Source organism: Pseudomonas sp. LjRoot277 (assembly GCF_964253845.1).
GTDB lineage: Bacteria > Pseudomonadota > Gammaproteobacteria > Pseudomonadales > Pseudomonadaceae > Aquipseudomonas.
In genome coordinates this window covers 2,592,654-2,617,807 of record NZ_CAXURI020000001.1, presented here as the reverse complement: position 1 = coordinate 2,617,807, position 25,154 = coordinate 2,592,654, and the positions used below count along the sequence as shown (strand labels likewise).

Annotated in this window: 22 protein-coding genes and 3 pseudogenes; 14 read left to right on the top strand and 11 right to left on the bottom strand. The window is 56.7% G+C overall.

Translation table 11 applies throughout. The features are described 5' to 3' along the window. Positions 1-89 precede the first annotated feature (89 nt). From ACSQ87_RS12405 to ACSQ87_RS12385, 5 genes are all read left to right on the top strand, one after another. Positions 90-1,190, top strand: coding sequence for an alkene reductase (locus ACSQ87_RS12405; protein ID WP_223431524.1), 1,101 nt, complete (start codon positions 90-92; stop codon positions 1,188-1,190). A 74-nt stretch (positions 1,191-1,264) separates the two neighbouring features. Next, positions 1,265-2,053 (top strand): SDR family NAD(P)-dependent oxidoreductase, encoded by a 789-nt coding sequence (locus ACSQ87_RS12400; protein ID WP_223431523.1) that lies wholly within the window; start codon positions 1,265-1,267, stop codon positions 2,051-2,053. 96 nt (positions 2,054-2,149) lie between these two features. Beyond that, positions 2,150-3,019 carry an alpha/beta fold hydrolase gene (locus ACSQ87_RS12395; protein WP_223431522.1) on the top strand — a complete coding sequence of 290 codons (870 nt, stop codon included), beginning with the start codon at positions 2,150-2,152 and terminating at the stop codon, positions 3,017-3,019. A 45-nt stretch (positions 3,020-3,064) separates the two neighbouring features. Beyond that, the gene (locus ACSQ87_RS12390) at positions 3,065-4,063 is read left to right on the top strand and encodes an NADP-dependent oxidoreductase (RefSeq protein ID WP_223431521.1); all 999 of its coding nucleotides are present in this window, start codon (positions 3,065-3,067) and stop codon (positions 4,061-4,063) included. A gap of 167 nt (positions 4,064-4,230) precedes the next feature. Further along, positions 4,231-4,464, top strand: a complete 234-nt coding sequence (locus tag ACSQ87_RS12385; RefSeq protein ID WP_223431569.1) for a hypothetical protein — start codon at positions 4,231-4,233, stop codon at positions 4,462-4,464. A gap of 633 nt (positions 4,465-5,097) precedes the next feature. Here the strand turns inward: ACSQ87_RS12385 and ACSQ87_RS12380 are convergent. Further along, the gene (locus tag ACSQ87_RS12380; protein WP_223431520.1) at positions 5,098-5,919 is read right to left on the bottom strand and encodes a MinD/ParA family protein; all 822 of its coding nucleotides are present in this window, start codon (positions 5,917-5,919) and stop codon (positions 5,098-5,100) included. Between the two features lie 199 nt (positions 5,920-6,118). Here ACSQ87_RS12380 and ACSQ87_RS12375 point away from each other — a divergent pair. From ACSQ87_RS12375 to ACSQ87_RS12355, 5 genes and pseudogenes are all read left to right on the top strand, one after another. Beyond that, positions 6,119-6,329: pseudogene (locus ACSQ87_RS12375) on the top strand (hypothetical protein). 120 nt (positions 6,330-6,449) lie between these two features. After that, positions 6,450-6,575: pseudogene (locus ACSQ87_RS12370) on the top strand (transporter); the annotation flags it as partial. Between the two features lie 171 nt (positions 6,576-6,746). Continuing rightward, on the top strand, positions 6,747-7,556 hold the full coding sequence (locus ACSQ87_RS12365; RefSeq protein ID WP_223431519.1) for a DUF2092 domain-containing protein: 810 nt from the start codon (positions 6,747-6,749) through the stop codon (positions 7,554-7,556). 1,431 nt (positions 7,557-8,987) lie between these two features. Next, positions 8,988-9,410, top strand: a pseudogene (locus tag ACSQ87_RS12360) (efflux RND transporter permease subunit); the annotation flags it as partial. A gap of 154 nt (positions 9,411-9,564) precedes the next feature. After that, complete coding sequence (locus ACSQ87_RS12355; RefSeq protein WP_150655587.1) at positions 9,565-10,194, top strand: LysE family translocator; 630 nt, start codon at positions 9,565-9,567, stop codon at positions 10,192-10,194. A 60-nt stretch (positions 10,195-10,254) separates the two neighbouring features. Here the strand turns inward: ACSQ87_RS12355 and ACSQ87_RS12350 are convergent, their stop codons facing one another. The 3 genes from ACSQ87_RS12350 to ACSQ87_RS12340 all read right to left on the bottom strand — a co-directional run bounded on the left by ACSQ87_RS12350 (position 10,255) and on the right by ACSQ87_RS12340 (position 12,680). After that, positions 10,255-10,806, bottom strand: a complete 552-nt coding sequence (locus ACSQ87_RS12350; protein WP_223431518.1) for a DinB family protein — start codon at positions 10,804-10,806, stop codon at positions 10,255-10,257. Positions 10,807-10,963: 157 nt separating this feature from the next. After that, positions 10,964-11,713: a hydroxypyruvate isomerase family protein gene (locus ACSQ87_RS12345; protein WP_223431517.1), complete on the bottom strand. Its 750-nt coding sequence runs from the start codon at positions 11,711-11,713 to the stop codon at positions 10,964-10,966. 61 nt (positions 11,714-11,774) lie between these two features. Beyond that, entirely contained in the window at positions 11,775-12,680 is a 906-nt protein-coding gene (locus tag ACSQ87_RS12340; RefSeq protein WP_223431516.1) for a LysR family transcriptional regulator, read from the bottom strand. A 116-nt stretch (positions 12,681-12,796) separates the two neighbouring features. On the opposite strand from ACSQ87_RS12340, the gene ACSQ87_RS12335 reads away from it, so the two are divergent. The 3 genes from ACSQ87_RS12335 (at position 12,797) to ACSQ87_RS12325 (ending at position 14,901) form a co-directional block, all read left to right on the top strand. Next, on the top strand, positions 12,797-13,216 hold the full coding sequence (locus ACSQ87_RS12335) for an ester cyclase (protein ID WP_223431515.1): 420 nt from the start codon (positions 12,797-12,799) through the stop codon (positions 13,214-13,216). 3 nt (positions 13,217-13,219) lie between these two features. Continuing rightward, positions 13,220-14,287, top strand: coding sequence for an SDR family oxidoreductase (locus tag ACSQ87_RS12330; protein WP_223431514.1), 1,068 nt, complete (start codon positions 13,220-13,222; stop codon positions 14,285-14,287). A 71-nt stretch (positions 14,288-14,358) separates the two neighbouring features. Beyond that, on the top strand, positions 14,359-14,901 hold the full coding sequence (locus ACSQ87_RS12325; protein ID WP_223431513.1) for a histidine phosphatase family protein: 543 nt from the start codon (positions 14,359-14,361) through the stop codon (positions 14,899-14,901). A gap of 131 nt (positions 14,902-15,032) precedes the next feature. On the opposite strand, the gene ACSQ87_RS12320 is transcribed toward ACSQ87_RS12325, so the two are convergent. From ACSQ87_RS12320 to ACSQ87_RS12290, 7 genes are all read right to left on the bottom strand, one after another. Beyond that, positions 15,033-16,445 carry an aldehyde dehydrogenase family protein gene (locus ACSQ87_RS12320; protein WP_223431512.1) on the bottom strand — a complete coding sequence of 471 codons (1,413 nt, stop codon included), beginning with the start codon at positions 16,443-16,445 and terminating at the stop codon, positions 15,033-15,035. Positions 16,446-16,449: 4 nt separating this feature from the next. Beyond that, a complete protein-coding gene (locus ACSQ87_RS12315; protein WP_223431511.1) occupies positions 16,450-17,499 on the bottom strand; it encodes a homoserine dehydrogenase in 1,050 nt (349 codons plus the stop codon). 176 nt (positions 17,500-17,675) lie between these two features. After that, positions 17,676-18,113: an Lrp/AsnC family transcriptional regulator gene (locus ACSQ87_RS12310; protein WP_223431510.1), complete on the bottom strand. Its 438-nt coding sequence runs from the start codon at positions 18,111-18,113 to the stop codon at positions 17,676-17,678. Positions 18,114-18,135: 22 nt separating this feature from the next. Then, complete coding sequence (thrC, locus tag ACSQ87_RS12305) at positions 18,136-19,515, bottom strand: threonine synthase (protein WP_223431509.1); 1,380 nt, start codon at positions 19,513-19,515, stop codon at positions 18,136-18,138. A gap of 16 nt (positions 19,516-19,531) precedes the next feature. Next, complete coding sequence (locus tag ACSQ87_RS12300; RefSeq protein WP_223431508.1) at positions 19,532-20,422, bottom strand: LysR substrate-binding domain-containing protein; 891 nt, start codon at positions 20,420-20,422, stop codon at positions 19,532-19,534. A 60-nt stretch (positions 20,423-20,482) separates the two neighbouring features. After that, complete coding sequence (locus tag ACSQ87_RS12295) at positions 20,483-21,913, bottom strand: amino acid permease (protein WP_223431507.1); 1,431 nt, start codon at positions 21,911-21,913, stop codon at positions 20,483-20,485. A gap of 150 nt (positions 21,914-22,063) precedes the next feature. Further along, positions 22,064-23,341 (bottom strand): cystathionine gamma-synthase family protein, encoded by a 1,278-nt coding sequence (locus tag ACSQ87_RS12290; protein ID WP_223431506.1) that lies wholly within the window; start codon positions 23,339-23,341, stop codon positions 22,064-22,066. A 315-nt stretch (positions 23,342-23,656) separates the two neighbouring features. Here ACSQ87_RS12290 and gabP point away from each other — a divergent pair, with 315 nt between their 5' ends. Beyond that, positions 23,657-25,057, top strand: coding sequence for a GABA permease (gabP, locus tag ACSQ87_RS12285; protein WP_223431505.1), 1,401 nt, complete (start codon positions 23,657-23,659; stop codon positions 25,055-25,057). Positions 25,058-25,154 lie beyond the last annotated feature (97 nt).

The following is a 25,154-nucleotide window of genomic DNA, read 5'->3' as shown; positions in this document are numbered from 1 at the left end:
GAGTATGATCGACATCATAAATACGCCAACGCGAATCTTCCCTGACACGGCGCATGTCGCCCTCATTAATCAACGAGTATGGAAACGATATGAACGATAAGACGTTATTTGAGCCGTACACGCTCGGCTCGCTGACACTTTCCAACAGAATCGTGATGGCTCCGCTGACGCGTAACCGTGCGGGAGAAGGCTTCGTCCCGAGCGAGTTCGCTGCAACCTATTACAGCCAAAGAGCCTCTACAGGCCTGTTGATCTCCGAAGCCTCGCAGATCTCGCAGCAGGGACAGGGCTACCAGGATACGCCCGGTATCTACACGCAGGCGCAGATTGATGGCTGGCGCAAGGTCACCGATGCCGTCCACGCAAAAGGCGGACGAATTTTCCTGCAACTGTGGCATGTCGGACGCGTATCGCACGTTGACCTGCAGGAGAACGGTGCCGCTCCGGTAGCACCCTCCGCTCTCCGTCCTGCAACAAAAGTATTCGTCAATAATAGCTTCGTGGACGTTTCAGAGCCGCGAGCGCTTGATATCAGCGAGCTTCCCGGGATCGTTAATGATTTTCGCCAAGCGGCGGCAAATGCCATCGCTGCGGGATTCGATGGCGTAGAGATCCACGGCGCAAACGGCTATTTGCTGGATCAGTTCGTCAAGGACGGTGCCAATATCCGCACCGATGCCTACGGTGGCTCGATTGAAAACCGCGCTCGCCTACTGCTGGAAGTGACGGCGGCGGTAGTAGCCGAGGTCGGTGCAGAACGCACAGGCATCCGTATATCGCCAGTTTCGCCAGCCAATGGTGTCTCCAGCAGCGAACCGCAGGCCCAGTTTGACTACATTGTCGACCAACTCGATGCCTTGGGCATTGTGTACCTCCATGTGGTCGAAGGCGCGACTGGCGGGCCACGCGATATTGCGCCCTTCGACTTTGGTTCTTTGCGCCAACGCTTCAAAAACACTTACATCGCGAACAATGGCTACGACGTGAATTTGGCCACCTCTCAACTCAACGATGACAAGGCTGATTTGTTCGCCTTTGGACGTCCCTTCATCGGTAACCCGGACTTGGTGGAGCGCCTTAAAACCGCTGCCTCTTTGTCGGCATTCGATCCTGCGACCCTGTATGGCGGCGGTGCAGAAGGCTACATCGACTACCCAACCCTTGCTGAATCCAGTACCCGGCACGGCTAAAAATCAGGTCTGCGCACGTCCTCCGGACACCACGCATGACTCGCCTATCGATATCCGAAACTGAGGATCAATTCATGAGCATCCCTACCACCGTTCTCATTACCGGCGCCTCCACTGGCATCGGCGCTACCTATGCCGAGCGCTTTGCACAGCGCGGGCACGACCTCGTACTGGTTGCCCGCGACAAAGGGCGGCTGGATGCTCTTGCAGCGCGGCTGCGTGAGAAACACAACATCACCATTGATGTTCTCCAGGCTGACCTGACCCAAATCAGCGATTTGACCACGGTCGAGGCGCGCCTGCGCGACGACGCCAGTATTGGCATCCTGGTGAACAATGCAGGTGCCGCACAATCCGGCAGCTTTATCGAACAATCCACCGACAGCGTTGCTCAGTTGGTCACGCTCAATACTACCGCTCTGGTACGGCTTGCCAGCGCCATCGCCCCACGCCTGGCACAAGCCGGGGACGGAGCGATTATCAACATAGGCTCGGTTGTTGGCCTGGCACCTGAGTTCGGCATGACGGTCTACGGCGCGACCAAGGCGTTTGTACTGTTTCTTTCTCAAGGTATGAGCCTGGAGCTGTCGCCCAAAGGCGTCTATGTGCAAGCCGTTCTGCCGGCAGCCACTCGCACCGAAATCTGGGAGCGAGCGGGCATCGACATCAACACCCTCAGTGAAATCATGGAAGTGGGTGATCTGGTCGATGCGGCGCTGGTCGGTTTTGATCGTCGCGAGCCCGTGACCATTCCACCCTTGCAGGACGCCGCCCGTTGGGATGCATTGCAGGGTGCACGTCAGGGCTTGCTGTCGCAGATCAGGCAATCCGATGTCGCCGAGCGTTATCAAGCCAAAGCGTAATCATCGTGCAGCAGGCGCTGGTACGCAGCACTCGATTTAAAAGCGCCTGCAACACAGTCTCACTTGCAGCTTTTCGACCCGCATCACGGGACAAACATGAATATTCAAGACACCAAACTTCATCCCGGATCGCGCACAAAGTTCGTAAATGCAGCGAACGAATGGATCAAGGTCGAAGGAGCAGCGTTCGCTTACCGTGACATAGGCCCTAAGGGTGAGTTGCCGCTCGTTCTGCTTAACCATTGGGGCGCAGTGCTGGACAACTTCGACCCACGGATCATGGATGGGCTCGCAAGCACCAGGCGCATCATCGCCACTGACTATCGGGGAATCGGTGCCTCAGATGGCATCGCCCCTGCGACGGTCAGCGAAATGGCAAACGATGCCATTGCTGTGATTCGTGCGCTGGGGTTCGAAAAGGTCGACCTGCTGGGTTTTTCACTCGGAGGATTCGTGGCCCAGGAAATTGCTCTGAGCGCCCCTGACCTGGTGCGCAGACTGATTCTGACCGGTACAGGGCCTGCTGGCGGTAGCGGCATCGACAAGGTCTGGTCCGTGTCATGGCCATTGATGCTTAAAGGTTTGCTGACGTTGCGCGATCCAAAGACCTACCTATTCTTCACCTCTACGGTCAATGGCCGGCGAGCCGCCAAGGACTTTCTGAATCGCCTGAAGGAGCGCAGGAAAGATCGAGACAAAAATCCAACGCCAACCGCTTTTTTGCGGCAGTTGAAAGCCATTCACGCATGGGGCAGACAACCCCCACAAAATCTCAGTCGCATACAGATACCGACGCTAATCGCGAACGGTGACAACGACATCATGGTGCCCACGAAGAACTCTACCGACTTGGCAAACCGGATCCCGAATTCACACCTGATCATTTACGAAGACGCAGGGCATGGCGGAATTTTCCAACATCATGCCGACTTCGTGGCCAAGGCAACGGTATTCCTGGATGCCTGAGCGTGTTCGGCCATTCCCATTTGAAACTATGAGAGTTGAATCAACATGAAGGCATTTCTAATCGACCGTTACGGCAAGAATAATGGCCGTATCGCCGAGGTGCCCGCGCCAGAGGTGGGTGCACATGACGTCCTGGTTCAAGTGCATGCCACAAGCGTCAACGTGCTTGATTCAAAGATCAGTACAGGCGAATTCAAACTGATCTTGCCGTATTCATTCCCTTTGATACTGGGCAATGACCTGGCTGGGGTGGTGGTTGGTGTGGGCTCAGCTGTGCGGCGCTTCAGGCCAGGTGACGAGGTCTACGCACGCCCTCCTCAGGAGCGCATAGGCACGTTCGCCGAGCTGATTGCGGTGCACGAAGACGCACTCGCGTTGAAACCTAAAAACATAAGCATGGAAGAGGCCGCATCCCTCCCACTGGTTGCGCTGACGGCTTGGCAAGTGCTGGTTGAAACCGCCAGGCTGAAAAAAGGCCAGAAGGTCTTTATCCACGCCGGCTCAGGTGGTGTCGGCACCATCGCCATCCAGCTCGCCAAACATCTGGGCGCCTTCGTTGCGACTACCACGAGCACAAACAATGTTGAATGGATTAAAGCGCTGGGAGCGGACGTTGTCATCGACTACAAGAAGCAAAACTTCGAAACCGTTTTGCAGGACTACGACGTCGTATTGAACAGCTTGGGCGCTGATGAACTGGAAAAGTCGCTCAACATTCTGAAGCCTGGGGGACAGCTCATTTCCATCTCGGGGCCGCCGACTCCACAGTTCGCTGAAGAGCAAAAACTGTTTTGGGGATTGGGTTTGGTGATGCGTTTATTGAGCAGCGGTACCCGCAGAAAAGCTCGCAAGCGTAACGTCAGCTACGCGTTCGTATTTATGCGTGCCAGTGGTGCCCAGCTGGATGAGATAACGGCGCTCATCGAGTCCGACATTATAAAGCCGGTGATCGACCGAACTTTCCTTTTCGAATCGACAGCCGAGGCGTTGAGCTATGTCGGGCAAGGGAGATCAAAAGGCAAGGTCATCATTAAAATACAATAACTAACTGCCGCCACTCTGTGACGAGAGTTTAGGTTGAGCAGCATGTCTTGGCATTCCGATGCTGTTCCAGAACTAACCCGCTTTTACCCTCCTCCGGCGTCCTGCCGATCGTTAAACATCCTTCATGTAACGCGATGCTACGCTGTCCTCAAAACAGAGGAGTTGCGATTCCACATTCAGACCTGCTCCCCTCCCTGCTGTACAAGATCAACGAAAACCAACTCGCGCTGGAGGCCGCCATCCTGGAGCTTTCCGATTGGGTTGAGCAGCGCGGATCGGCCGATGTCGCCGACAACGTGCGCGGAGCCCTGGAAGCCATCGACAAGAACGAAGAGTTCATCAAGATGACGCTCGCGGTGATGATTGCGCCGGGATGGTTGCTATCGACCGAGGTTGTGTAAGAACGGTATGGAGCAGGTTTGATGGTCAGAACCAGAACGAAAATCGTGTTCCTACGCCCCATTGCCCAAATGGTTAAGAATGCCAAATATTGCCGCCAGGAGAGCGAGAGGCTGCTCCAACAGCTACGTGATTCGGAAACTAGGCTTCTTTTGAACCCAGCCATTGACCCCATTCCTCCAAGCAACCATAAAAAGCTGAAGAACTGTAAGACCTATCCGCTAAGGCGATGCTGCAACTATGGCGAGAATGAGCAGGCACGTTGGAAAAGGTGCGAGTACATGGAACACAGTAAATCGCCATCGGATCTTCACCCATGGCATTGTTTGGCTCCAGACTGATGATACAAGATGCCGCGAATAGTTTGCTCCTGACTGTTTTCTGCCAAGTACCACGCTGGCCTTAATGCACTAGTACCCCATGCTGGGGGCTGTGGCAGTCTAACCTATTGTTTCTAAACGAATAGAGCCACTTATAAGGGTAGCAAAACACCCGCTTTTTTGTGCTTATGCAAACGGAAACACGCGGCTTCCAGAGGAGGTTTTGCGCAAGCCGACCCAACAAAAGCGCCTCCAGGCTTACTAGGCATAAGCGGACACCACATTCGCACCACTCATACGGCCGGGAGAGAAATGTCACCTTCTCGAATTATGGACGAGTCGGTCAACGAAGAACTCCATATGCCCTCTGGGGGTAGCCAGCAAAGGCCAAGCGTCGACCTTTAAAGCGATTTCCTGAAATGCTTGGGCGCACTTGGAGCGCGGAAAGTGTTCGTAGACTGCTCGCTGCTTCTGCACTGCCCTACGCGCACATTCATCGTACGGAACCGCTCCCACATACAGCAGGGTTACGTCGAGGAAGCGATCGGTGACTTTGGCCAATTTAGCGAACAGCGCGCGACCTTCCTTCGGGCTCTGCGCCATATTGACCAGCACCCGGAAACGGTCCATTCCGTAATCACGATTAAGCAGTTTGATCAGTGCGTAGGCATCGCTGATCGAGGTCAGTTCGTCGCAGACCACCAGCAAGACTTCGTGGGCCGCCCGGACGAAACTGACCACCGACGAGCCGATGCCCGCAGCTGTGTCAATCACCAGCACATCGAGACTGTCACCGATTTCACTGAAGGCCTGGATCAGGCCTGCGTGCTGAGCCGGAGACAAATGCACCATGCTCTGGAAGCCTGAAGCCGCGGGGACGATTCGTATCCCGCCCGGACCGCGCAAAAGTACATCGGATAGCTCACAGCGACCTTCGATTAAATCGGCAAGCGTGTACTGTGGGGAAAGCCCCAACAGGACATCGATATTCGCCAAGCCAAGATCGCCATCAAGCAATACGACTTGCCTTCCAAGTTTCGCCAGCGCCAATGAAAGATTCACAGCCACAGTCGTCTTACCGACGCCGCCCTTTCCGCCGGTCACGGCGATAACTTGTACAGAACGCAAACCATCCATGTTTTTGATTCCCTTCCATGTGCAACGCTTGCAAGTAGTCGCTAACTATTCCTGGATACGCAACTGTAACTGAAAAGTACAGACACGTAGCCCCTAGCTGTAGCACAGAATCACCAGAAACGCTGTAACCCACTACATGGCAATCACGCGAACCAGAACGGCCACTGCTGCGATGCCCTCATCCTCCGAGTAATCGCCTATGCCGAATTCAGACCTGTTCCCTTCCCTGCTGTTCAAGATCAACGAAAAACCAGCTCGCCCTGGAGGCTGCCATCATGGAGCTTATGTTTTAGGTCGAGCAACGCGGAGCAACCGAGGTCGGTGGCAATGTGCGTGGCGCCTTGGAAGCGATCGACAAGAATGAAGAGTTCATCAAGATGACGCTCGCGGCACTGATGACGCCGGAGTGATCGCTCACAGGCAGAAATCGGCCAGCAACAGATATGAGCGGGCTCACTACCTTTGTGACAAAGGCGATCAGCTAGTTTGTTTCAGCGTTTGCCAAGTAAAAAGACACATGATACCTGCCCATCGGCGCCCAGAACCAGCTCACGCCTAAACTGCGGGTGAACATTGGTGTGGCCTATGATTCATCGGCGGTGGACGACAAGGACCGTACGGTTGACAACCCAATGGGCGACACTTGGCGTCTGGCGCTTTTAACCGGTGCGACTGTCAGATTCGAGCGTGCTGATTTCTGCTATCAACGAACGCTTTGAATCTGAGACCGGATGAATGGTCGGGCAAAATACGGCGAAGCAATCATGATGCGACTAGCGTTATGTATTCGTACTGCCACCCCGGCATACATATAGCGGTGACTTGCAATGGATAAGATCGCCCGAAAATTGATCATCCCCTCCGTAGCCCGCATTACTGGAGCAGGACTTGCCCTAATCGCCGGATTGGGCATAACTCAAGCGGCACATGCCGATGAGGCCTATGCCAAAAGCCAACTCAAGAACATGTCCGACTACATGTCAGCGCAAAAAAACATATCGTTCAACTATGACACCATTCTTGAAGTGGTCACTAAAGATCAGCAAAGACTGGCCCTGGCAGGCTCCGGTGCTACGTCGATCAACCGGCCTGACAAGCTGCACACTACACGTTCCAGCGGCTTTGCAGACATGGAAATGTTGTTTGATGGCAAGACGCTCACGTTGATTGGTAAAGGTAAAAACATTTACACGCAGATCGAAGTTCCGGGCACGCTTGACCATCTGTTCGATGTACTGCGGGATAAATACGACAGGCCACTTCCCGGCGCTGACCTGTTCATGTCAGACCCTCAAGATCAGTTGATGGCAGACGTGACCAACATCAAAGACTTGGGCAGCGGTGTTATTGGCGGTGTCGAATGCGATCACCTGGCTTTCAGGAAGAAAGAGGTGGATTGGCAAATATGGATTGCCCAGGGCGAGCGGCCCTACCCTTGCCGTTACTCCGTTACGTCAAAAAAGGTTGCCGGTGGTCCGCAGTACAGCATTCAGCTAAGCGACTGGAAAAGCGGCGATGCCGTTGCACCTGAAGATTTCGCTTTTAATAACTCAACGAATGCCAAAAAAATCGAGTTGAAAGACCTGCCCAACGCCGAGGACTTACCGAGCAACTTTGTGCGAGGAAAAACCAAATGAACCTCTTGATGAAATCATGCGGCTTTCTTCTGGCTGGATTCGTTCTGATGTGCGCGCTGGAGCTGGGAGAGACCTTGTCGATCCCTGGAGTACACAGTTTGATTCCCCAGGCAGAGGCTGTGGTCGGGCGTCCACTCACACCCGTAAGTGTTGCCGGCGTAGCGAGGCGCACAGCACGGCGAAATTAAGACACGTTCCAACGGGATTCCTTCTCGTCGAGCCCTGACAAAAAAGGGGGACCATCAATGATGCCCCCCTCTAGGGAAACCCTGAAGAAGACTTCCTGATTTTGGCAAAATACCCAGACTCCACCCGCCGAGTTTCCCGATGAAGCAAATGACTTTCGCCGATGCCGAGTACGCCGGCAAACGCAAGCAGGAAATAGTGTTTCCATCAGACAAGTAAAAAAGTTGAAGGTGAACAAATTGCTAATGTTAACCACCTACAAACGCACCGAAATTTCGGATTAAATGCCCGTATTTATTGGTCGAGAGTGGCTTAGCCTCGTGCCCGTGAGCTGTTAAGTTTGGTTAAGCCTCCTTTTCCCATCTGAGAGCGGGAAGCCAAGGCGCGGTAATCGCTTCGGTTCAGATGCTCAACGAGGACTCCAACCGCCAGCATTACGCGTCACGATCCATTGCAGCAATGTGATTTGAGGCTATGGCCGTAGGAACGCTCATCACGGGGAATTTTTATTGCCTGACACGGCACTGCAGCCAGCAGCGTGTATGCCCCTGTGTATGCCTTGAGTCAATGACGCACGTCAATCCCAATGATTACTGGGGAAATACAGGCCAGTTCAAACGCGCCCGGCCCATTTGAGACAACAACGAAGCCCGCCCAGTGCGGGTTTCGCTGCATCTGGACCTTGGAATGTTGCTGAAGGTTGTTGTGGATTCATGTCGCTTCGCGCACGCTTCAGCGACTTTTCAGCAGCATCCCTCTCCGGTGTCCTGCCGATCGAACACAATTCCCTGTTTCTGATTCACCAAAGCATCATAGGCCGCCGACTTCGCGGCCCACTCGGCCTGCTCCAGCAACTCAGGCGTGCGCAGCAAGCGGTATTAATCGCGTAGACGGCCCTTCCGCCAACATAGGCAGAGCACCACTAGAAACCCGCCTGGCCAGCGCAGGAATCGGCGCAAGCCATATCAGCAGCATGCCCACGGTCTGTATAAGCAGGCAGCCACCCACCACCTTGTAGCCTCTGAATCGCAGCAGTATTCCGCTGGAATAGGTCAACGACAGCGCAGTGGCCAACGATTGATCCCCACCATTTCCAACCCACCCACGGCTAGAGTGATCAGGCGCAGATGACGAACGAGGTCAAATGCCTGGTCGAGAATTTTGACTGATTCAGAAGGTTCACATGACAAACTCGATGTATTGGCAGTAATGAAATAAAAACCGACCACTACCGCGAAAGTATTCGTGCTGACCGCACCGCTGGGCCTGATTGGTGTAGTGCCGGCGCTGCTGGTGTTCCAGTCGCCGCTGGGCTTCGTCGCAATCCTGGGCATCATCGCACTGGGTGGCATGATCATGCGCAACTCGGTGATCCTGATCGATCAGGTACAAACCGAGATCGCCGAAGGGCGTGACCCGTGGAATGCTGTGCTGGATGCCGCCATTCACCGAGCCCGTCCGGTGATGCTGACGGCGCTGGCTACCGTGCTCGCAATGATCCCGCTAACGCGCAGTGTGTTCTGGGGACCGATGGCAATTGCGATCATGGGCGGCCTCACCGTGGCGACGCTACTGACGATTTTCTTCGTCCCGGCGTTGTACGCCGCATGGTTCAAGGTGGGTCGTCAGACGGCCGCTGGCACCCTGCCGGTGAGCTTCGCTGTATGACGTTTTGTCAGTCAATCTGTATCTAACGCTCTCCCTTTGGCCGCCCTACTATCGTCCGCTCCATCCAGGTTCATACCTCAGAGATCGCGAAAACCGTTTTATGCAGATTTTGCGGAGCTTCCAATACGTTATCTCTTCCTTCAGGAGTTACGCCATGCCCGAACTGTCCAACCTGCTTGCCTTCGGCCTGATTTCACTCGGCATGGTGCTGACTCCCGGCCCGAACATGATCTATCTCATCTCGCGATCGATCTGCCAGGGACGAATGGCCGGACTGATTTCCCTGGGTGGCGTGGCGTTGGGTTTCGTCGTTTATATGTTTTGCGCCGCATTGGGCATCACAGCCCTGGTCCTGGCGGTTCCCTATGCGTATGACGCCCTGCGACTTGGCGGCGCACTCTATCTGCTCTACCTGGCCTGGCAAGCGGTCAAGCCCGGCGGCCGTTCTCCATTCCAGGTGCGCGACCTGCCCAAGGACAGCCCGCGCAAGCTGTTTATGATGGGGTTTGTCACCAACCTGCTGAATCCCAAAATCGCAGTCATGTATTTGTCGCTGCTGCCCCAGTTCATCAACCCCGCCGACCACGGCAGCGTGCTGGCGCAATCCATCGTGCTTGGCTTTACGCAGATCGTCATTAGCGTGAGCGTCAACGCCCTGATTGCCGTCATGGCTGGCTCCATTGCGACATTCCTCGCAAGCAGGCCCGTGTGGCAGACCGTGCAGCGCTGGCTGATGGGGACGGTCCTCGCAGGCTTGGCCACGCGCATGGCCGTCGAAGGGTAACGCTAAACCGGGCCGTTTTCGGTTGGCGCATCGGGTGCGCTGGAAAAAGATCCGGGTGGGTTAGCGAAAGCCCCCGCCGGATCGGGATGGGATGAGGACGACCAAATCTGTATCACCTATGTCGACACCAGCCTGTGAAAGCAGCGTAGTAACCTGGCCACGATGATGAGTCTGATGGTTGAAGAAATGCATCACCAGGCTGTAAAAGTCCTTGTCGGACACTACACCCTTCAAGCTGGCGTAATGGAGGGTATGGTCTAGATCGGACTCTGTAATAGAGTTAGCCCACTCGACGATTATCTGATCAAGCCTCTCTCGATACACTGAGAGTTCTCGAATAGTAGAGAACAACGCTTGGTCAAGGTTTTTCGGATCAGGAAGTCGCCTCACCGGTTCCAATGCCGAGTGGTTCGCTGGATGTTTGGCGAATCGCTTTAACCACACAGTGTCTCCGGCTGCCACGTGGTTTAGCGTCCCGAGAATCGACCTGAAGAACGCTTTTCTATCAGCTGAGAGCTCATCATCGGACAAGCACCTGGCTGCTCCATAGATCTTTTCGTTCATCCATTTGTTATAGGTTGCCATCAGGCAGATATGGCCGGTACGGCTCATGTGCTCATCCTTTGAGTGGGTCTTTGACAAGCGCTCCACGCTCATCGCAAAACCCAGTCTATTGCCGGGTATTGAAAAAGTGTTTTCTCATAATCAGAGCCACGACTGGCACTTCTCCGCCAGAGGAGTGCATCAGGGTAACTCGTGCCCGCAAGTGCTAAGTCCTTAGCTGCTTAATCCAGTCAAGGCTCGCAACGGTAGAGCCGGAAGGACGGTATTCACAGCCGATCCATCCTGGGTAGCCACGCTGCTCCAACGCCGCGAACAAGGCAGCAAAGTTGATGCTCCCCGTTCCCGGTTCGTGACGACCCGGACAGTCAGCAATTTGCACATGGACAGTTCGGTCATAAAATCGAGCCAGAACATCTGCTGCGTCTCCGGTCAAAAGCTGGGCATGGTAAAGATCGAGAATCAGCCCAACACTCGGGAAGGTCTCCAGCACCTGTTGCGCCCTGCTGAAGTCAGACATGTAATAGCCCGGCATCTCCTTCGAACTGATCACTTCGATAAGGGGCCGCAACCCCTGATCTTCGAAGTACTTGACTGCATACTCCAGGTTGCTCCCGAAGATAAGCGCAGCCTCATCCTGCGTCGTAATTCCAGACATGATGTGGACATCCGAACAAGCCAGCACCTTTGCATAACTGGCGGCCTGGACCAGGCCAGCGCGAAACTCTTCTTCCTTGCCTTGCAGGGCAGCAATGCCTTTAGTGACACCCGCCGGTGCGGCGAACTGAATCAGAGGAAGAGCGTATTGAGCCAAGTGGTCGGCCAGGAGACTGGCGTCGAATTCATAGGGCGACGGAAACTCCACCGCCCGAAATCCAGCGGCAGCGGCGGCTTCGATGCGTTGAAGAAAAGGCAACTCATTGAATTGAAAACCGAGATGAGCATTGAACTTGAGCATTGGGTAAACATCCATCCTGGAAAGAAACGAAAAGCCTGGAACATCCTTTGTAGCTCCAACACTACACTATCGGAAGTGGTCCCCCTAAACCTTCGACATTTTCCATGGACAGGGCTTCGAGCAGCACCTGCTCCAGGATGGCAAAAAAACATTTGATGTGGGCCTGCTTTAATGCCTGAGGCCGGGTCACCAGATAGACCTCCATATCTGGAAGGTGTAGTTCCGGGAACAACCCGATCAGATCCTTCGCCAGTAGACGGGGCAGTACGGCCACCCCCATACCTCGCCTCACCGATTCGAGCTGCACGGCGAACGAGTTCACGCTGATCTGCGCGCGGTCCAGACCACCGGCCCTTGCCGCACGCATTTGCGGCAACATGTCCAGCGGGGGAAGCAAGGCAATATTGACCGCCGTGGCCGGGGTCACCCCTGGAAACCGCTTCAGATAACCTGCATCAGCGAAGACACCGTAGGCGAGCCGGCCTATTGGTCGATAAATCAGCGACGGCTCACCCAGATGAGCTGTACGTACAGCAATGTCTGCCACGCCGCGGACGATCTTGTGAAAGTCGGCTGTTACCATCAACTCCACCGAGCAACGCGGGTGCAGAGAAGTGAAACGACTCGCGGCCTCCAGCACGCAAGTCGAGAACCCCTCTCCTGCACTGACCAGGACACTGCCAAATAGCGCTGTGTGTAGCTCGGATAAGCCAGCAGCGGTTTGACGCCTCAAGCCAGCTTCCGCAGCCAGGGCAACTTCCACGAGGGATTGGCCCCGCGAGGTCAACCAGCATCCTTCAACGCCCCGCTCGACGAGTGGCTCGCCCAGTGCGACCTCAAGTTGGGTCAGGCGGCGGGACACGGTAGACGCCGCGATACCTAGCAACTGGCCAGCTTGAAGGAAGCTGCCACGCCGCGAGACTGCCAACAGCAGACGAAGATCGTCCCAATTTGCTTGCAACGCCATGCGTCCTGTCCTCCCTGGTCTGCATATGTGCAAAGCCATTATGCAGTAGTCGCTGTTTTTCGGGAGAGGCCTCAAAGGTATATCTACAGGCCCTCGAAACGAATGGAATGGACTGCATGACTACTGGACCCAAAGACTATGCGGAACGCGCCGCCAGTGCCTTCAATCGCCGTGATGTGGAGGCGATGCTTGCGCTGGTTTGCGAAGACTTCATCTACCTCGATGGCACGGGGATACAAACCGGTCGCGAAGCCATGCGCAAACGAGAGATTGCATTGTTCGAAGCGCTCCCCGATGCCCAAGTAATTTTCAGCCCATTCGCCGTCGGTAACGATCGTTTGGCGCTGACTGCCTTCCTGACCGGCACATTCGCCGCACCCTTGGTGCTGCCAGGCCGGGTGATTCCACCTCATGGACGCCATATTACCGCGCACTACGCCGCACATTTCACCTTCAAAAACGGCCTGGCCATTCGTGAAGAGGCCTTCTTCGACAGTGCGGTGCTGATGCCGTTAGCCTATCCGGCTGAGGGTTGAGCCATGCACAGCGCATTCGTTACTGGTGCAACCGGCTTGTTGGGCAACAACCTTGTGCGTGAATTGGTCGCTCGTGGCTACGCGGTCAAAGCCCTGGTCCGTTCAAGAGCCAAGGGTGAACAGCAGTTCAACAATCTGCCAAGTGTGGAGCTGGTCGTTGGTGACATGGCCGATGTCGACGCATTCGCAGCATCGCTGCAAGGCTGCGATACGGTGTTTCACACCGCGGCGTTCTTTCGCGACAACTACAAGGGCGGCAGCCACTGGAAGGAACTCGAAAAGATCAATGTCGCCGGTACGCGGGACCTGATCCACCAGGCTTACCGCGCCGGTATACGACGATTCATCCATACGTCTTCCATTGCCGTGCTTGACGGCGCACCTGGCTCGTCCATCGATGAGACATGTCTGCGGGCCGACGCCGACGCGGATGACTACTACCGCAGCAAGATCCTCGCCGACCGTGTCGTCTTGTCGTTCCTGGAAGCACATCCCGAGATGCATGCCTGCATGGTCCTGCCCGGTTGGATGTGGGGTCCTGCCGACATTGGCCCGACCTCCTCGGGACAGTTGGTCAACGATGTCGTGAACGGCAAGTTGCCCGGGCTGATCCCTGGCAGCTTCTCCGTTGTCGATGCCCGTGATGTGGCATGGGCGCTGATCGCGGCCGCCAAACATGGCCGACGAGGTGAGCGCTATCTCGCGGCGGGCCGGCATATGACGATGCGTCAGCTGGTCCCTGTTCTAGGACGTATAGCGGGCGTCAAGACACCCGTTCGACAACTACCGCTCCCCTTTCTATACACCTTGGCGGCTGTGCAGGAGATCTATGCGCGCCTTACCGGCAAGCCTATTCTGCTGAGCATGGCCACGTTGCGCCTGTTGATACGAGAGGAGGACCGCACCTGTTTCAACCACCGCAAGAGTGAACAGGAGCTTGGCCTGAGTTTCCGGGCGCTAGAGCTGACAATCACTGATACCGTGGCGTGGTACCGTGATCACGGCTGGTTTGAAAACCACAGCACGCGTGCCTCGAAGAAAAAAAGCTCATCCGTCATGCTCGACAACTGAAACCGCACCTTTTGGTCATTTACCACACACCAGAACAAGGACGTAAAGTTTTGAACAGGGAAATAATCCTGATGCGTCACGGCCAGCCAAAACTGGCCGCAACCGACAAAATCTCAGCGCTCGAAATGAAAGACTGGATCGAGCAATACAACCGATCCGAAATTACCCACCACCCGGTTCCGCAAGCCAGTATGCAACTCGCCGCAACCGCCACGGTGATTGTTTCAAGCAGCGCGCCTCGTGCGCTGACCTCCGTCCAGGCGCTCGGCCTGAAGCCTGCACTGGTCGACGCACTTTTCTGCGAAGCACAACTACCTTGGGGTCATTGGAAACTGCCACGGCTATCGCCGTTTACCTGGGCATTTATCCTTCGGGTCTTATGGCTGTGCGGTTACTCACGCAATGTCGAATCCGCCGGCACTGCGAGGATCCGCGCCAGCACGGCAGCTAAACGATTGCAGTCCCTTGCCAGCGATGGACCGGTTCTGCTGCTCGGTCATGGCTTTATGAATCGAATGATCGCCAATCAACTGGTGGCCGACGGATGGGCTCGCCAAAAACGTAACGGCAGCCAGTATTGGAGTGCGACCGTGTATCAGTACGGCGGTGTGTAAGAGGCGCCAGACGCTTTCCTGGCGATTATCAGCTCAGTGGCAATATTCAACTTCTTCTTTCTCCCCCTTCAGCAAAACGCATTGGGCCGGTGACCAAACCGACCCAATGCCATCCATTTACCGCGAATCGACTAACCCAACGTGTTAAGGCACACCACCTTGGGCTGGGTCATTTCCTCGTAGGCAAAACGCACTCCTTCCCGACCCAGGCTACCGTACTTGGAACCGCCAAACGGCATCGCATCGAAGCGGTAGTCGGAAGAGTCGTTGATCATCACTCCCCCGGCTTCGATCCTCCGTGCCGCGCTCATCGCGGTTGCCAGATCATTGGTGAAAATCCCTGCATGCAGGCTGTATTCGGGCTCATTGGCCAACGCGATGGCTTCATCGAAACTCTCGAAGCATTGCAGTACCACCACCGGAGCGAAGACTTCATTGCGCCAGAGTCGACTGGCGTGATCGACGCTTTCCAACACGGTGGCGGCATAGCACGATCCTTCACGCCGATGGCCGCAGAGCAACGTGGCGCCCTCTTGCAAGGCCTCGTTCACCACTTGCTCGGCATTCTGCGCGGCTTGCGCAGTAATCATGGGGCCGATATCGGTAACGGCCAGTAATGGATCGCCGACCACAAGCGCACGGGCCTGACTGACAAAACGCTCTCGGAACGCTTCATAAATCGACGCCTGAATCAGCAAGCGCTGAGTGCCTACGCAGTTCTGCCCCGCTGCCCAAAAGGCTCCGGATACGCAACTCTCGACAGCGGCCTCAAGGCGGCAGTCGCCCATGACGATTACCGGCGCATTGCCGCCCAGGTCCATGGCCAGTTTCTTCAACCCGGCCGTGCGGGCAATCTGCTCTGCGGTGACGAAACCGCCGGTGAAGGAAATCATCCGCACATCACGGGCGGCGACCAACGCCTTGCCCAGTTCCGCGCCGCCGGTGGCGACTGTGACCACTGATTCAGGCAAGCCTGCAGCGACCAGATAAGACACCAGTTTAATGGCCGACAATGGCGCGAGCTCGGAGGGTTTGAGAATCACCGCGTTACCGCCCGCAATGGCCGGACCGAGCTTGTGCGCCACCAGGTTCAACGGATCGTTGTACGGCGTGATCGCAACGATCAGGCCCAGCGGTTCACGGGAAAACCAGCCCTGACGCGATTCGGAGCCTTCATAAGCGTCAAAAGGCACCACCTCCCCGGCATTGCGCCTGGCCTCCTCGGCCGATAGCTTGAGGGTGTTGACGCAGCGTTTGACCTCCTTTTCCGCCTGTTTGAGGGTCTTCCCGGCCTCGTCGACGATCAGCCTGGCAAACACACCGGCATCACGTTCGATGTTGATTGCGGCTTGCTCAAGAATGCGAGCCCGACGATGACGCGCCAACGCGGCGCACGCCAGTGCACCACTGCGTCCCGTCTCCAACAACTTCGGAACTTGCGACGCACAGACATTCGTTACGCTGCCAATGACGGAACCATCATAGGCGTTAAAGACTTCAATGGGCGGCTCCACGACATCCAGAACCAGGCGCGATAATTTCACAGGCTTACTCCTGGTTACGTGCAATGGATTGATGGATGCTGATGATGTCCGAGAGCAGCGCAAACGCTGTTTCCGTGCGCCCGGCTCCCGGCCCCGAAACTGTTACCGCACCGAGCAGTTGCGAGGTAAACGACACCGCATTGGTCGCGCCGCCAACACTGGCTAGCGGATGGTCGTTGTTCAACAGCCGCGGTTCGACACTGGCACTGATCGAGCCGTCGGCATGGCGCATCGCCGACCCGATCAGCTTCCAGCGAGCGCCGCTCTGCCGGGCTTTTTCGATGTCGCCAAGGCTGAGGGACGAAATGCCGCTGCACGTGACGTCGCTGACCGTAAGCTTCGCGTCCAGCAGTTCATTCGCCAGGATCACCACCTTCAGGCGTACGTCATGACCCTCGACATCTGCCGTCGGGTCGGCTTCGGCGTAACCCAGCTCCTGAGCCTTGCTGACAGCCTCGGCAAACCCCAGGCCGCCTTCCATGCTGGTCAGCACGAAGTTGGACGTGCCGTTGAGAATTCCTTCAAAGCCGACAATGGAGCTGCCCGCCAGCGCCTGCCTGGCCAGGCGAATCACCGGCGTGCCGCTCATGACCGAGCCTTCATATTCAAAGGCGACATGCTTGCGTCGAGCCAGTGCCTTGAGCTCGGCGCCGTGCAAGGCGATGGGGCCTTTGTTGGTGGTGACGACATGCTTGCCGCCCTCCAGCGCCCAACGGCAGAACGAAGTCGCCGGTTCACCGTCCACCGGGTTGGTAAACGTGGCTTCAACAATAATGTCCGCGCCAGAACCCTTGATCACCGCTTCATTGAGGGCTGTGACGTCGCCACCCGACAGTTGCGCCAAAGCACCTTTGACGGCCGGCAATTGGGCGAGAACATTGGCGTCCAGCCCTTCGCGGCCAATCACCGAACCGAGAAACAAGTCAGTCACGCCGACGATTTTCAGGGTGAAACCCAGCTCTGTTTTCCACTGTTCGTTACGTTCGGCAATCAGCTGAGCCAATGCCCGGTTAACGCCACCAAAGCCAACCAGCGCCAATTTGTATTCAGTCATTTTGTTATGCCCTCGATCCGGGTGATGGGTTGTTGGGCACTAGGTTAGGGCTGGGCCCAGGGCAGTGAAATAGGCCAATTTGCTCTATTTTATGGGCGTTTTGACCAGTGTCAGGACAAAGCTTCAGGCATAAAAAAAGCCAACACACGTTGGCTTTTAGCGGTACGGAAAATGGGCTATACGACAGACGACAGCACGAAGGAGGTCACGGTGTTTTCCACCCCGGGCAACGCGGCAATTTCAGTCCAGACCTTATGCACCCGCTGTGGGCTCGCAGCACCCACGCGCAGCATCAGGTCGAACTCGCCGCTCATGACATCGCACTGGATGACTTCCGGAATTGCCCGCAGCGCTTGCAACACTTCCGCTCCCCGCATCCGGTCGTAGCGGTAAACGAAAATCACCGCGTTGATGTTCGACGTGGCTTGTCGCCCCTCCCCCGTGCGTACCGTATATCCCTGTATTACCCCGTCGCGTTCAAGTCTTTCTATCCGCTGGCGCACCGCATTGCGTGACAGATTGACCTTGGCCGCCAGCTCGGCGTGTGCAGCCCTGCCATTGAGCTGTAATTCCGCGATGATGTGTTCATCGAGAGGGTCCAGAATTCGCTTCACGTGGCCTCCTGTTGGCGTGCCTTTACAGCGCGCCGAGCAGCTCATGGATGGTGTCGAGATCGTCCGGTTGAATCCGGTAAACCTGCGCCTGTCCTTGCGTCGCGACCGCAGGTTGCAGCCCCGCCACACTGATGCCCAACTCGCCAAGCAGTGCCGCCGACTTGACCGGTGAGATTTCCCCCAGGGTCACCATTGGCGCCACCAGGCTTCGCCGATACAACCTGGCGGCCAGCACGCCAGTGGCCGTGTGCGGATCGATGACGTAACCGGTGTCGTGATACAACGAGGTGATTTCCGTCAGCGTCTGCTCATCACTGACTGCGTAGGAGTCGATGATCATCCGCGCCTGCAACCAGAACTCGTTGGCGATGACCATCTCGCCGCTGGACTCGAACCCCTCCATCAGGGCACACACCGCTTGGGCGTCACGCCCGTAGAGCTCCCAAAGGAACCGTTCCAGATTGGAAAAGATCGACAGGTCCATGGCAGGCGAAAGCGTCTTGTTGGCTCGTGACCTGCTGTAGTGGTTCTTCTGAAACAACTGATGCAAGGCGTCATTCTGGTTGGTTGCAACAATCATCTGGGTAATCGGCAGGCCCATTTTTTGCGCGATGTAGCCTGCATACACTTCGGCAAAACTCGCCGCCGGTACGCTGAAACCAATCGGTCGCTGGCCGCCTCCCAGTTGCAACACGGCGTGGAAGTAAAACACCAGTTGCGCCAACACACTGACCCAGTTACTGGAGTTGAAACTGATCACCTCGTAATGCGCATACGGCCATTGTCGGAACAGCCGGGTGACGATGGTCTGGCACTCGTCGAAGCTGCCGTTGACCGCGAACTGATGAACCCTTGGGTGCGCCGCTGCTTGCAGATGCTGGAGTTGGTCCTGAGGCACGCCCGCCTCCGGGTAAAACACCACCACGAGCGTTTCCTCGCAGTGCTTGAACGCCTCGACGGCCGCCAGCCCGGTATCGCCGTTGGTGGCGCCGATCACCACCCCGCGACGCCCGCGCTTGCGCAGAAAATACGGCACCAGCCGTGCCTGCAATTGCGCGGCAAAATCCTTCGAGGAGCGAGTCGGCCCGTGGAACAGCTCCAGCACCCACTCGTTACGATCGACCTGATGCAAGGGCGCCAGGGAACGATGGCTGAATTGACTGCCGGCCTCTTTAAGCATGCGCTTGAGGTCTGTCTCGGGGATCGCCTCTCCCACAAACGGACTGATCACCCTGTAGGCCAGTTCGTCATAGGGCAAGGTCGACCAGTTGGCGATGTCCTGCGATTCGAACAGCGGCAGTTCGAGCGGTACGAACAGCCCACCGTCCTCGGCAATGCCTGACAATACGACCTGTTCGAAGTCGACCTGCACGGCCGAATTTCGGGTACTCACATAACGCATGGTTGGCTCCGGCCATTCATTTGAAACGATGTGCCTGCTCGACCAGCCAGGTGGAAAACATCACTGCGTCGGGGTGTTGCTCGGCCCCGGAACCGCGCACAAGGTAAAAAGACTCGCTGGCTTCGATACGCTGGGTAAAGGGTTCGACCAGCCGTCCATCCTGAAGCATCTCCTCCACCATCGAGGACCGCGCCAAGGCGATCCCCTGCCCTAACTCGGCCATGCGCAAAGTCGAGATCAATGTGTCGAACTGCATGCCGGTCGAGAAGTCGACGGTGTCCGCACCGACCATGTTCAACCAGTAACCCCAACCCTCTTCGTAGCCCAGAACATGCAACAGCGGATGGTGCGACACGTCCGCGGGGACCGTCAGCGGCGACCTTGCCATCAGGTCCGGCGAGCAGACCGGGAACAGCGTGTCCCAGGTCAGGCGCTGCGACACCAGTCCAGGCCATTGACCGTGGCCCCAGCGAATCTCCATGTCATCCTCACCGTCCAGCTCCTTTACCCAGATATTGCTGATGTAGCGGATATCGACATGCGGATGCGCCTGGCTAAACCCCGCCAGTTTGGGCGCCAGCCAATGCACGAAGAACGCCAGGCTGCCACGCACCTTGATCGGCCGACGTTTGTGCTGACCAAAAATCTCGTTGGTCCCCACGGCCAGTCGCGTGATCGCATCCTGCACCACCGGCAGATATGCCTGGCCTTCCTCGGTCAGTCCCAGGCCACGGGGCAAACGCTTGAACAGTGCCACCCCAAGATGGCTTTCCAGTTGGCGGATCTGCTGACTGACTGCCCCCTGGGTCAAAAACAGTTCTTCGGCAGCATGGGTGAAGTTCAAACAGCGGGCAGACACCTCGAATGCCCGCAGCCAGTTCAATGGGGGTAGCGTCTTTTGCTTCATGGCTTGAACCTCTTGGACGCCCCCTCCACCGAGCACACTTGCCCATCCCGTCGACGCTGACTAGAACGCGTCGGACGGTTGTGCCAAGGGGGCAACCGACAAGCGTCGCTCGCGGCTTTTGCGGGTAATGTAATACACGAAATAGCACCAGGCGATGAAAGGCAAACCGAAGTACAACGCCACCCGCTGCTCCGGATCGAATGCAATCCCGACACACGCCAGACTGCAGCAGACCAGCGCTCCCAACGGCACCCATGGATAACCCCGGACACGGAATTTCAAGTCACGGATGTCACCGCCGTTGGCCACATAGTGACGGCGGAAAGCAATCTGGCTTGCGGCGATGCTCATCCATACCACCACGACCGCCAATCCGGAGATCGACACCAGCGCCAGATAGATGGTGTCGGCGGCAAACACGCTGCTGAGCAACGAGGCAGCCCCACCCGCCATGCTGATGATAATCGCGTTGAGCGGCGTGCCCATACGCGTCAGTGCCGAGAATCGCTTGGGCAGGTGACCCTGGTCACTGAGTGTCCAGATCATCCGTGACGCGGCATACAAACCGGAGTTGGCGGCCGACAGCAAGGCACTGATGATCACGAAGTTCATGATGTCCGCGGAGTACGGAATCCCGATGTAGGTGAACACGGTGACGAATGGACTCTCTACGAGCCCGGCCTGTTCACGGGGTAACAAGGTAGCCAGGACGAAAATGGTCCCTACGAAAAAGACCGCCAGGCGCAGCACCGTCGTGCGAATGGCACGCGGCACGTTGCTTTGCGGGTCCTTGGTTTCACCTGCGGCGATTCCGATCAGTTCAGTACCGGAGAACGCAAAGGAGACCGCCAGTAACGTCATGGCAATCGGCATAAAACCGGTAGGAAAAAGCCCCTCGCGAGTGAAGTTGCTCAGCCCGATACTGTGAGCCTGATCAATATGCAGCAGGCCGAGAATCGCGCCACCGCCAATCATCAAAAACACTATGACGGTCACCACTTTAACCAGAGACAACCAGAACTCGGTCTCAGCGAACAAGCGCACCGAAATCACATTGGTCAGAAACACCAGACCTGCAAATAACGCACTCCAGATCCATACCGGTGTATCCGGGAACCAACGCGCCATCAGAATCCCGGCGGCGGTAAATTCAGAACCGATGGCCACCGTCCAGGTCAGCCAATACAGCCAAGCGACGGTATACCCGGTACCAGGCCCCAGAAAGCGGGTGGCATAAGTGCTGAATGAACCGGTTTCCGGCATCTGTACCGCCAGTTCTCCCAAGCACATCATCACCATGTAAACCATGAGTGCGCCGATGATGTAAGCGATCACCGCCCCCATGGGACCGGCCTGGTTAACCGTGTACCCGGACGTGAGAAACAGTCCGGTACCGATGACGCCGCCTAATGCCAACATGACGATATGCCGTGTTTGCATTTCCTGTTTAAAACCGGAACGCGAATGAAGTTGTTCTTCTTTTATGGACATGGTTGTTCTCATGAAAGTTATTAGGGCACGAATTAACGTCTGCGATGATTGACCGGGCAGAGAAAAAACAGATCGCCACTAAGTTTTATTATTATTCCACTTCATGAACGCCCCACTCACATCCTTGCAGTGAGGTTTAACGCTAACGCCTCAGTTTGCAACTTCGGCGCACTTTTCATTGATTGAAAGCTGCGTGTTTGATTGTGCGGGATCGTTGTCCGCCCCCCTGACAAATGCGAACGCCTGCTTCAAATCGTCGAGCAGATCGTCAGTGTCTTCAATGCCGACCGAGACCCGCACCAGTCCTTCGGAGATACCCAGAGCCAGGCGTTCCTCCAGCGTGTTCTCGACATGGCTGGTGGTTCGCGCCGGACCGTAGATGGTTTCCACCGCACCCAGATTACCCGCGCAGTGGGCGAATCGCAGTCGTGGCAAGAGCACCTTGACCGTGTCCATGCCGCCCGCCACGACAAAGCTGACGATTGCACCGAAGCCGGACATTTGCGCGCACGCCACCGCATGATTCGGATGGCTGGGCAGACCGGGATAATTGACCGACTCAACCAACGGTTCGACACAGAGGTACTCGGCCAGTGCGCGGGCACTGCGTTGCTGCTGGCGCATGCGCAGCACCAACGTTTTCATGCCGCGAATGATCATGTAGGCGGAGAACGGGTCGAGCGTCGCACCGTTGATTTCCCGGTAATGACGCACCTTGGCCATCAGTGATTCACTACCGCACACCAGGCCGCCAAGCACGTCGCCGTGGCCGCTGAGAAATTTGGTGGCACTGTGAATGACCACGTCCACACCCAACGCCAGCGGGTTCTGATTCAATGGCGTGGCGAAGGTGTTATCTGCCACCACAATGGCACCGACACGCTTGGCCGCAGCCACCAGACGCTCGATATCGAGTATTTTCAGCGTCGGGTTGGTCGGCGTTTCCAGATACACCAACTGGCAACCTTTGGCGATTTCGCGTTCGATTTCTTCGTGATCGAACGTCTCGCACAACGTCACGTTCACACCGGTGCGCGGCAGGAACTCTTCGAAAATCTTGTTGGTGCCGCCATAGCTGTCCTTGGTCGACACCACCCGATCACCATGGGCCAGGAAGGTGTAAAGCACGCTGCTGATCGCCGCCATCCCGCTGCTGAACGCCACGGCGGATTCGGCCAGCTCCAACTCGCAAATTTTTGCCTCGAGGATCTCGACTGTCGGGTTGCTCATGCGGCTGTAAATAAAGCCTGGCGCCTTGCCCAACGCTACGTCGTACCAGACGTCGATATCGTCGTAACCATAGGCGGCACTGACCACGATGGGCGTTTGAGTGGCATTGTAGGGATGCCTGACTTGCTCCCCGCCCCACACTGCCCGGGTCCCCGAACCCGCATTAACAAACCCTGCGCTGCCTGGTTTTTTATTCATAAAGACTACTCGCACTGAGGGTGGCGAATGTTGAGTCACTCACCGGATCTGGCGGCCAATATAGTGAAAAGCAGCACCGCCGAGAAACGATGTTATCGGTGCCAAAGGGCCGCTTTTTTTAATGGCTGTGATTGCTTGGAGATACACCGATAACGTGAGTTTTTCCTTGATCGCGCGCGACGGCCAAAACCCCGGCATCAACGGCGAGCGCAAAGTTTTCCCTTGTCGATATCGGGCACGGAGGTGGCGCGATCAGGCTACTGGATTGTCGGACAATCCGGGTAAGGTGGCGCAACTTTTCACTGCGGTGGCCACATGATTAGCCCGAGCTCCAAGGATTCGAATGGCCAATTGGCCCAGGGCTTCAAGCCTCGTCACGTCACAATGCTTTCCATTGCCGGCATCATCGGCGCGGGATTGTTCGTCGGGTCAGGGCATGCCATCGCGGCTGCGGGCCCAGCCGTCCTGCTGGCCTATCTCTTCTCCGGCCTGCTGGTCGTTCTGGTCATGCGCATGCTCGGTGAAATGGCGGTGGCCAACCCGGACACCGGCTCGTTCTCCACCTATGCCGACCAGGCCATCGGACGTTGGGCGGGCTTTACCATCGGCTGGCTCTACTGGTGGTTCTGGGTGCTGGTGATTCCCATCGAGGCACTGGCGGCCGGCCATGTGTTGAACCAGTGGTTTCCCCAGATCGATGCCTGGCTGTTCGCCTTGGTGTCGATCATTGCACTGGTGGTGACCAATCTGTTCAGCGTGTCCAAGTACGGCGAATTCGAGTTCTGGTTCGCCATGGCCAAGGTCGTGGCGATCATCGGTTTCATCGGCGTGGGTTTTGCCGTGTTGATGGGCTGGGTGCCCGAACGGGAGGTCAGCGGATTGAGCGGCCTGATGGCTGAGCACGGCGGATTTGCTCCCAACGGTTTGTCAGCAGTAGTCGGCGCCTTCATCACCATCATGTTCAGCTTCATCGGCACCGAGGCAGTGACCATCGCCGCCGCCGAATCCGACAACCCGTCGCAGAATATTGCCAAGGCCACGCGTTCGGTGATCTGGCGCATCGGCGTGTTCTACCTGCTGTCTATTTTCGTGGTCATCTCCGTGGTGCCCTGGAATGATCCGCTGTTGGCCTCGGTAGGCTCTTACCAGCGGGCATTGGAAATCATGAACATTCCCCACGCCAAGTTCATGGTGGACGTGGTGGTGCTGATCGCCGTGGCCAGCTGCATGAACTCCTCGATCTACATTGCCTCGCGCATGCTGTACTCGCTGGGCCGTCGTGGCGATGCGCCGAAGGCGCTGAAGGTGACCTCCTCCGAAGGCGTGCCGCGGGCAGCAGTGATCGCCAGCACCGTGTTGGGCGCAGCGATCACCGTGTGGAGCTACTTCATGCCCGCCGGGCTGTTTGACTTCCTGCTCGCCAGCTCCGGTGCGATTGCCTTGCTGGTGTACCTGGCCATTGCGGTGTCGCAGCTGCGTATGCGCCGGATGCTACGTCGGCAGAATGTCGAACTGGCCTTTCGTATGTGGCTATTCCCGTGGCTCACATGGCTGGTGATCGCGTTCATTTGCGCAGCGTTGGCAGTCATGATGATCACCCCAGAGCACCGTAGCGAAGTGAGCTCGACCATTGGCCTGGCGCTGGCGATTTCCTTTATCGGTCTTGTGACATCGCGTCAGCCTGCGCGGGATGCAAGGGCGACGTCGGTGGGATAAAACCAGGGAGGTATTTGCGCCAAACCTGATACTCCCTACGCCAAGGCTGGGGGGTATTACAAGCTCCTGTGTCTCAGGCCGTAATCGCTCTTTGTGA

Excerpts from the sequence above, each read along its gene's own strand:
- ACSQ87_RS12405 (WP_223431524.1), top strand. The coding sequence starts at position 90 with ATGAACGATAAGACGTTATTTGAGCCGTACACGCTCGGCTCGCTGACA.
- ACSQ87_RS12400 (WP_223431523.1), top strand. The coding sequence starts at position 1,265 with ATGAGCATCCCTACCACCGTTCTCATTACCGGCGCCTCCACTGGCATC.
- ACSQ87_RS12395 (WP_223431522.1), top strand. The coding sequence starts at position 2,150 with ATGAATATTCAAGACACCAAACTTCATCCCGGATCGCGCACAAAGTTC.
- ACSQ87_RS12390 (WP_223431521.1), top strand. The coding sequence starts at position 3,065 with ATGAAGGCATTTCTAATCGACCGTTACGGCAAGAATAATGGCCGTATC.
- ACSQ87_RS12380 (WP_223431520.1), bottom strand. The coding sequence starts at position 5,919 with ATGGATGGTTTGCGTTCTGTACAAGTTATCGCCGTGACCGGCGGAAAG.
- ACSQ87_RS12365 (WP_223431519.1), top strand. The coding sequence starts at position 6,747 with ATGGATAAGATCGCCCGAAAATTGATCATCCCCTCCGTAGCCCGCATT.
- ACSQ87_RS12355 (WP_150655587.1), top strand. The coding sequence starts at position 9,565 with ATGCCCGAACTGTCCAACCTGCTTGCCTTCGGCCTGATTTCACTCGGC.
- ACSQ87_RS12350 (WP_223431518.1), bottom strand. The coding sequence starts at position 10,806 with ATGAGCCGTACCGGCCATATCTGCCTGATGGCAACCTATAACAAATGG.
- ACSQ87_RS12345 (WP_223431517.1), bottom strand. The coding sequence starts at position 11,713 with ATGCTCAAGTTCAATGCTCATCTCGGTTTTCAATTCAATGAGTTGCCT.
- ACSQ87_RS12340 (WP_223431516.1), bottom strand. The coding sequence starts at position 12,680 with ATGGCGTTGCAAGCAAATTGGGACGATCTTCGTCTGCTGTTGGCAGTC.
- ACSQ87_RS12335 (WP_223431515.1), top strand. The coding sequence starts at position 12,797 with ATGACTACTGGACCCAAAGACTATGCGGAACGCGCCGCCAGTGCCTTC.
- ACSQ87_RS12330 (WP_223431514.1), top strand. The coding sequence starts at position 13,220 with ATGCACAGCGCATTCGTTACTGGTGCAACCGGCTTGTTGGGCAACAAC.
- ACSQ87_RS12325 (WP_223431513.1), top strand. The coding sequence starts at position 14,359 with ATGCGTCACGGCCAGCCAAAACTGGCCGCAACCGACAAAATCTCAGCG.
- ACSQ87_RS12315 (WP_223431511.1), bottom strand. The coding sequence starts at position 17,499 with ATGACTGAATACAAATTGGCGCTGGTTGGCTTTGGTGGCGTTAACCGG.
- thrC (WP_223431509.1), bottom strand. The coding sequence starts at position 19,515 with ATGCGTTATGTGAGTACCCGAAATTCGGCCGTGCAGGTCGACTTCGAA.
- ACSQ87_RS12300 (WP_223431508.1), bottom strand. The coding sequence starts at position 20,422 with ATGAAGCAAAAGACGCTACCCCCATTGAACTGGCTGCGGGCATTCGAG.
- ACSQ87_RS12295 (WP_223431507.1), bottom strand. The coding sequence starts at position 21,913 with ATGTCCATAAAAGAAGAACAACTTCATTCGCGTTCCGGTTTTAAACAG.
- ACSQ87_RS12290 (WP_223431506.1), bottom strand. The coding sequence starts at position 23,341 with ATGAATAAAAAACCAGGCAGCGCAGGGTTTGTTAATGCGGGTTCGGGG.
- gabP (WP_223431505.1), top strand. The coding sequence starts at position 23,657 with ATGATTAGCCCGAGCTCCAAGGATTCGAATGGCCAATTGGCCCAGGGC.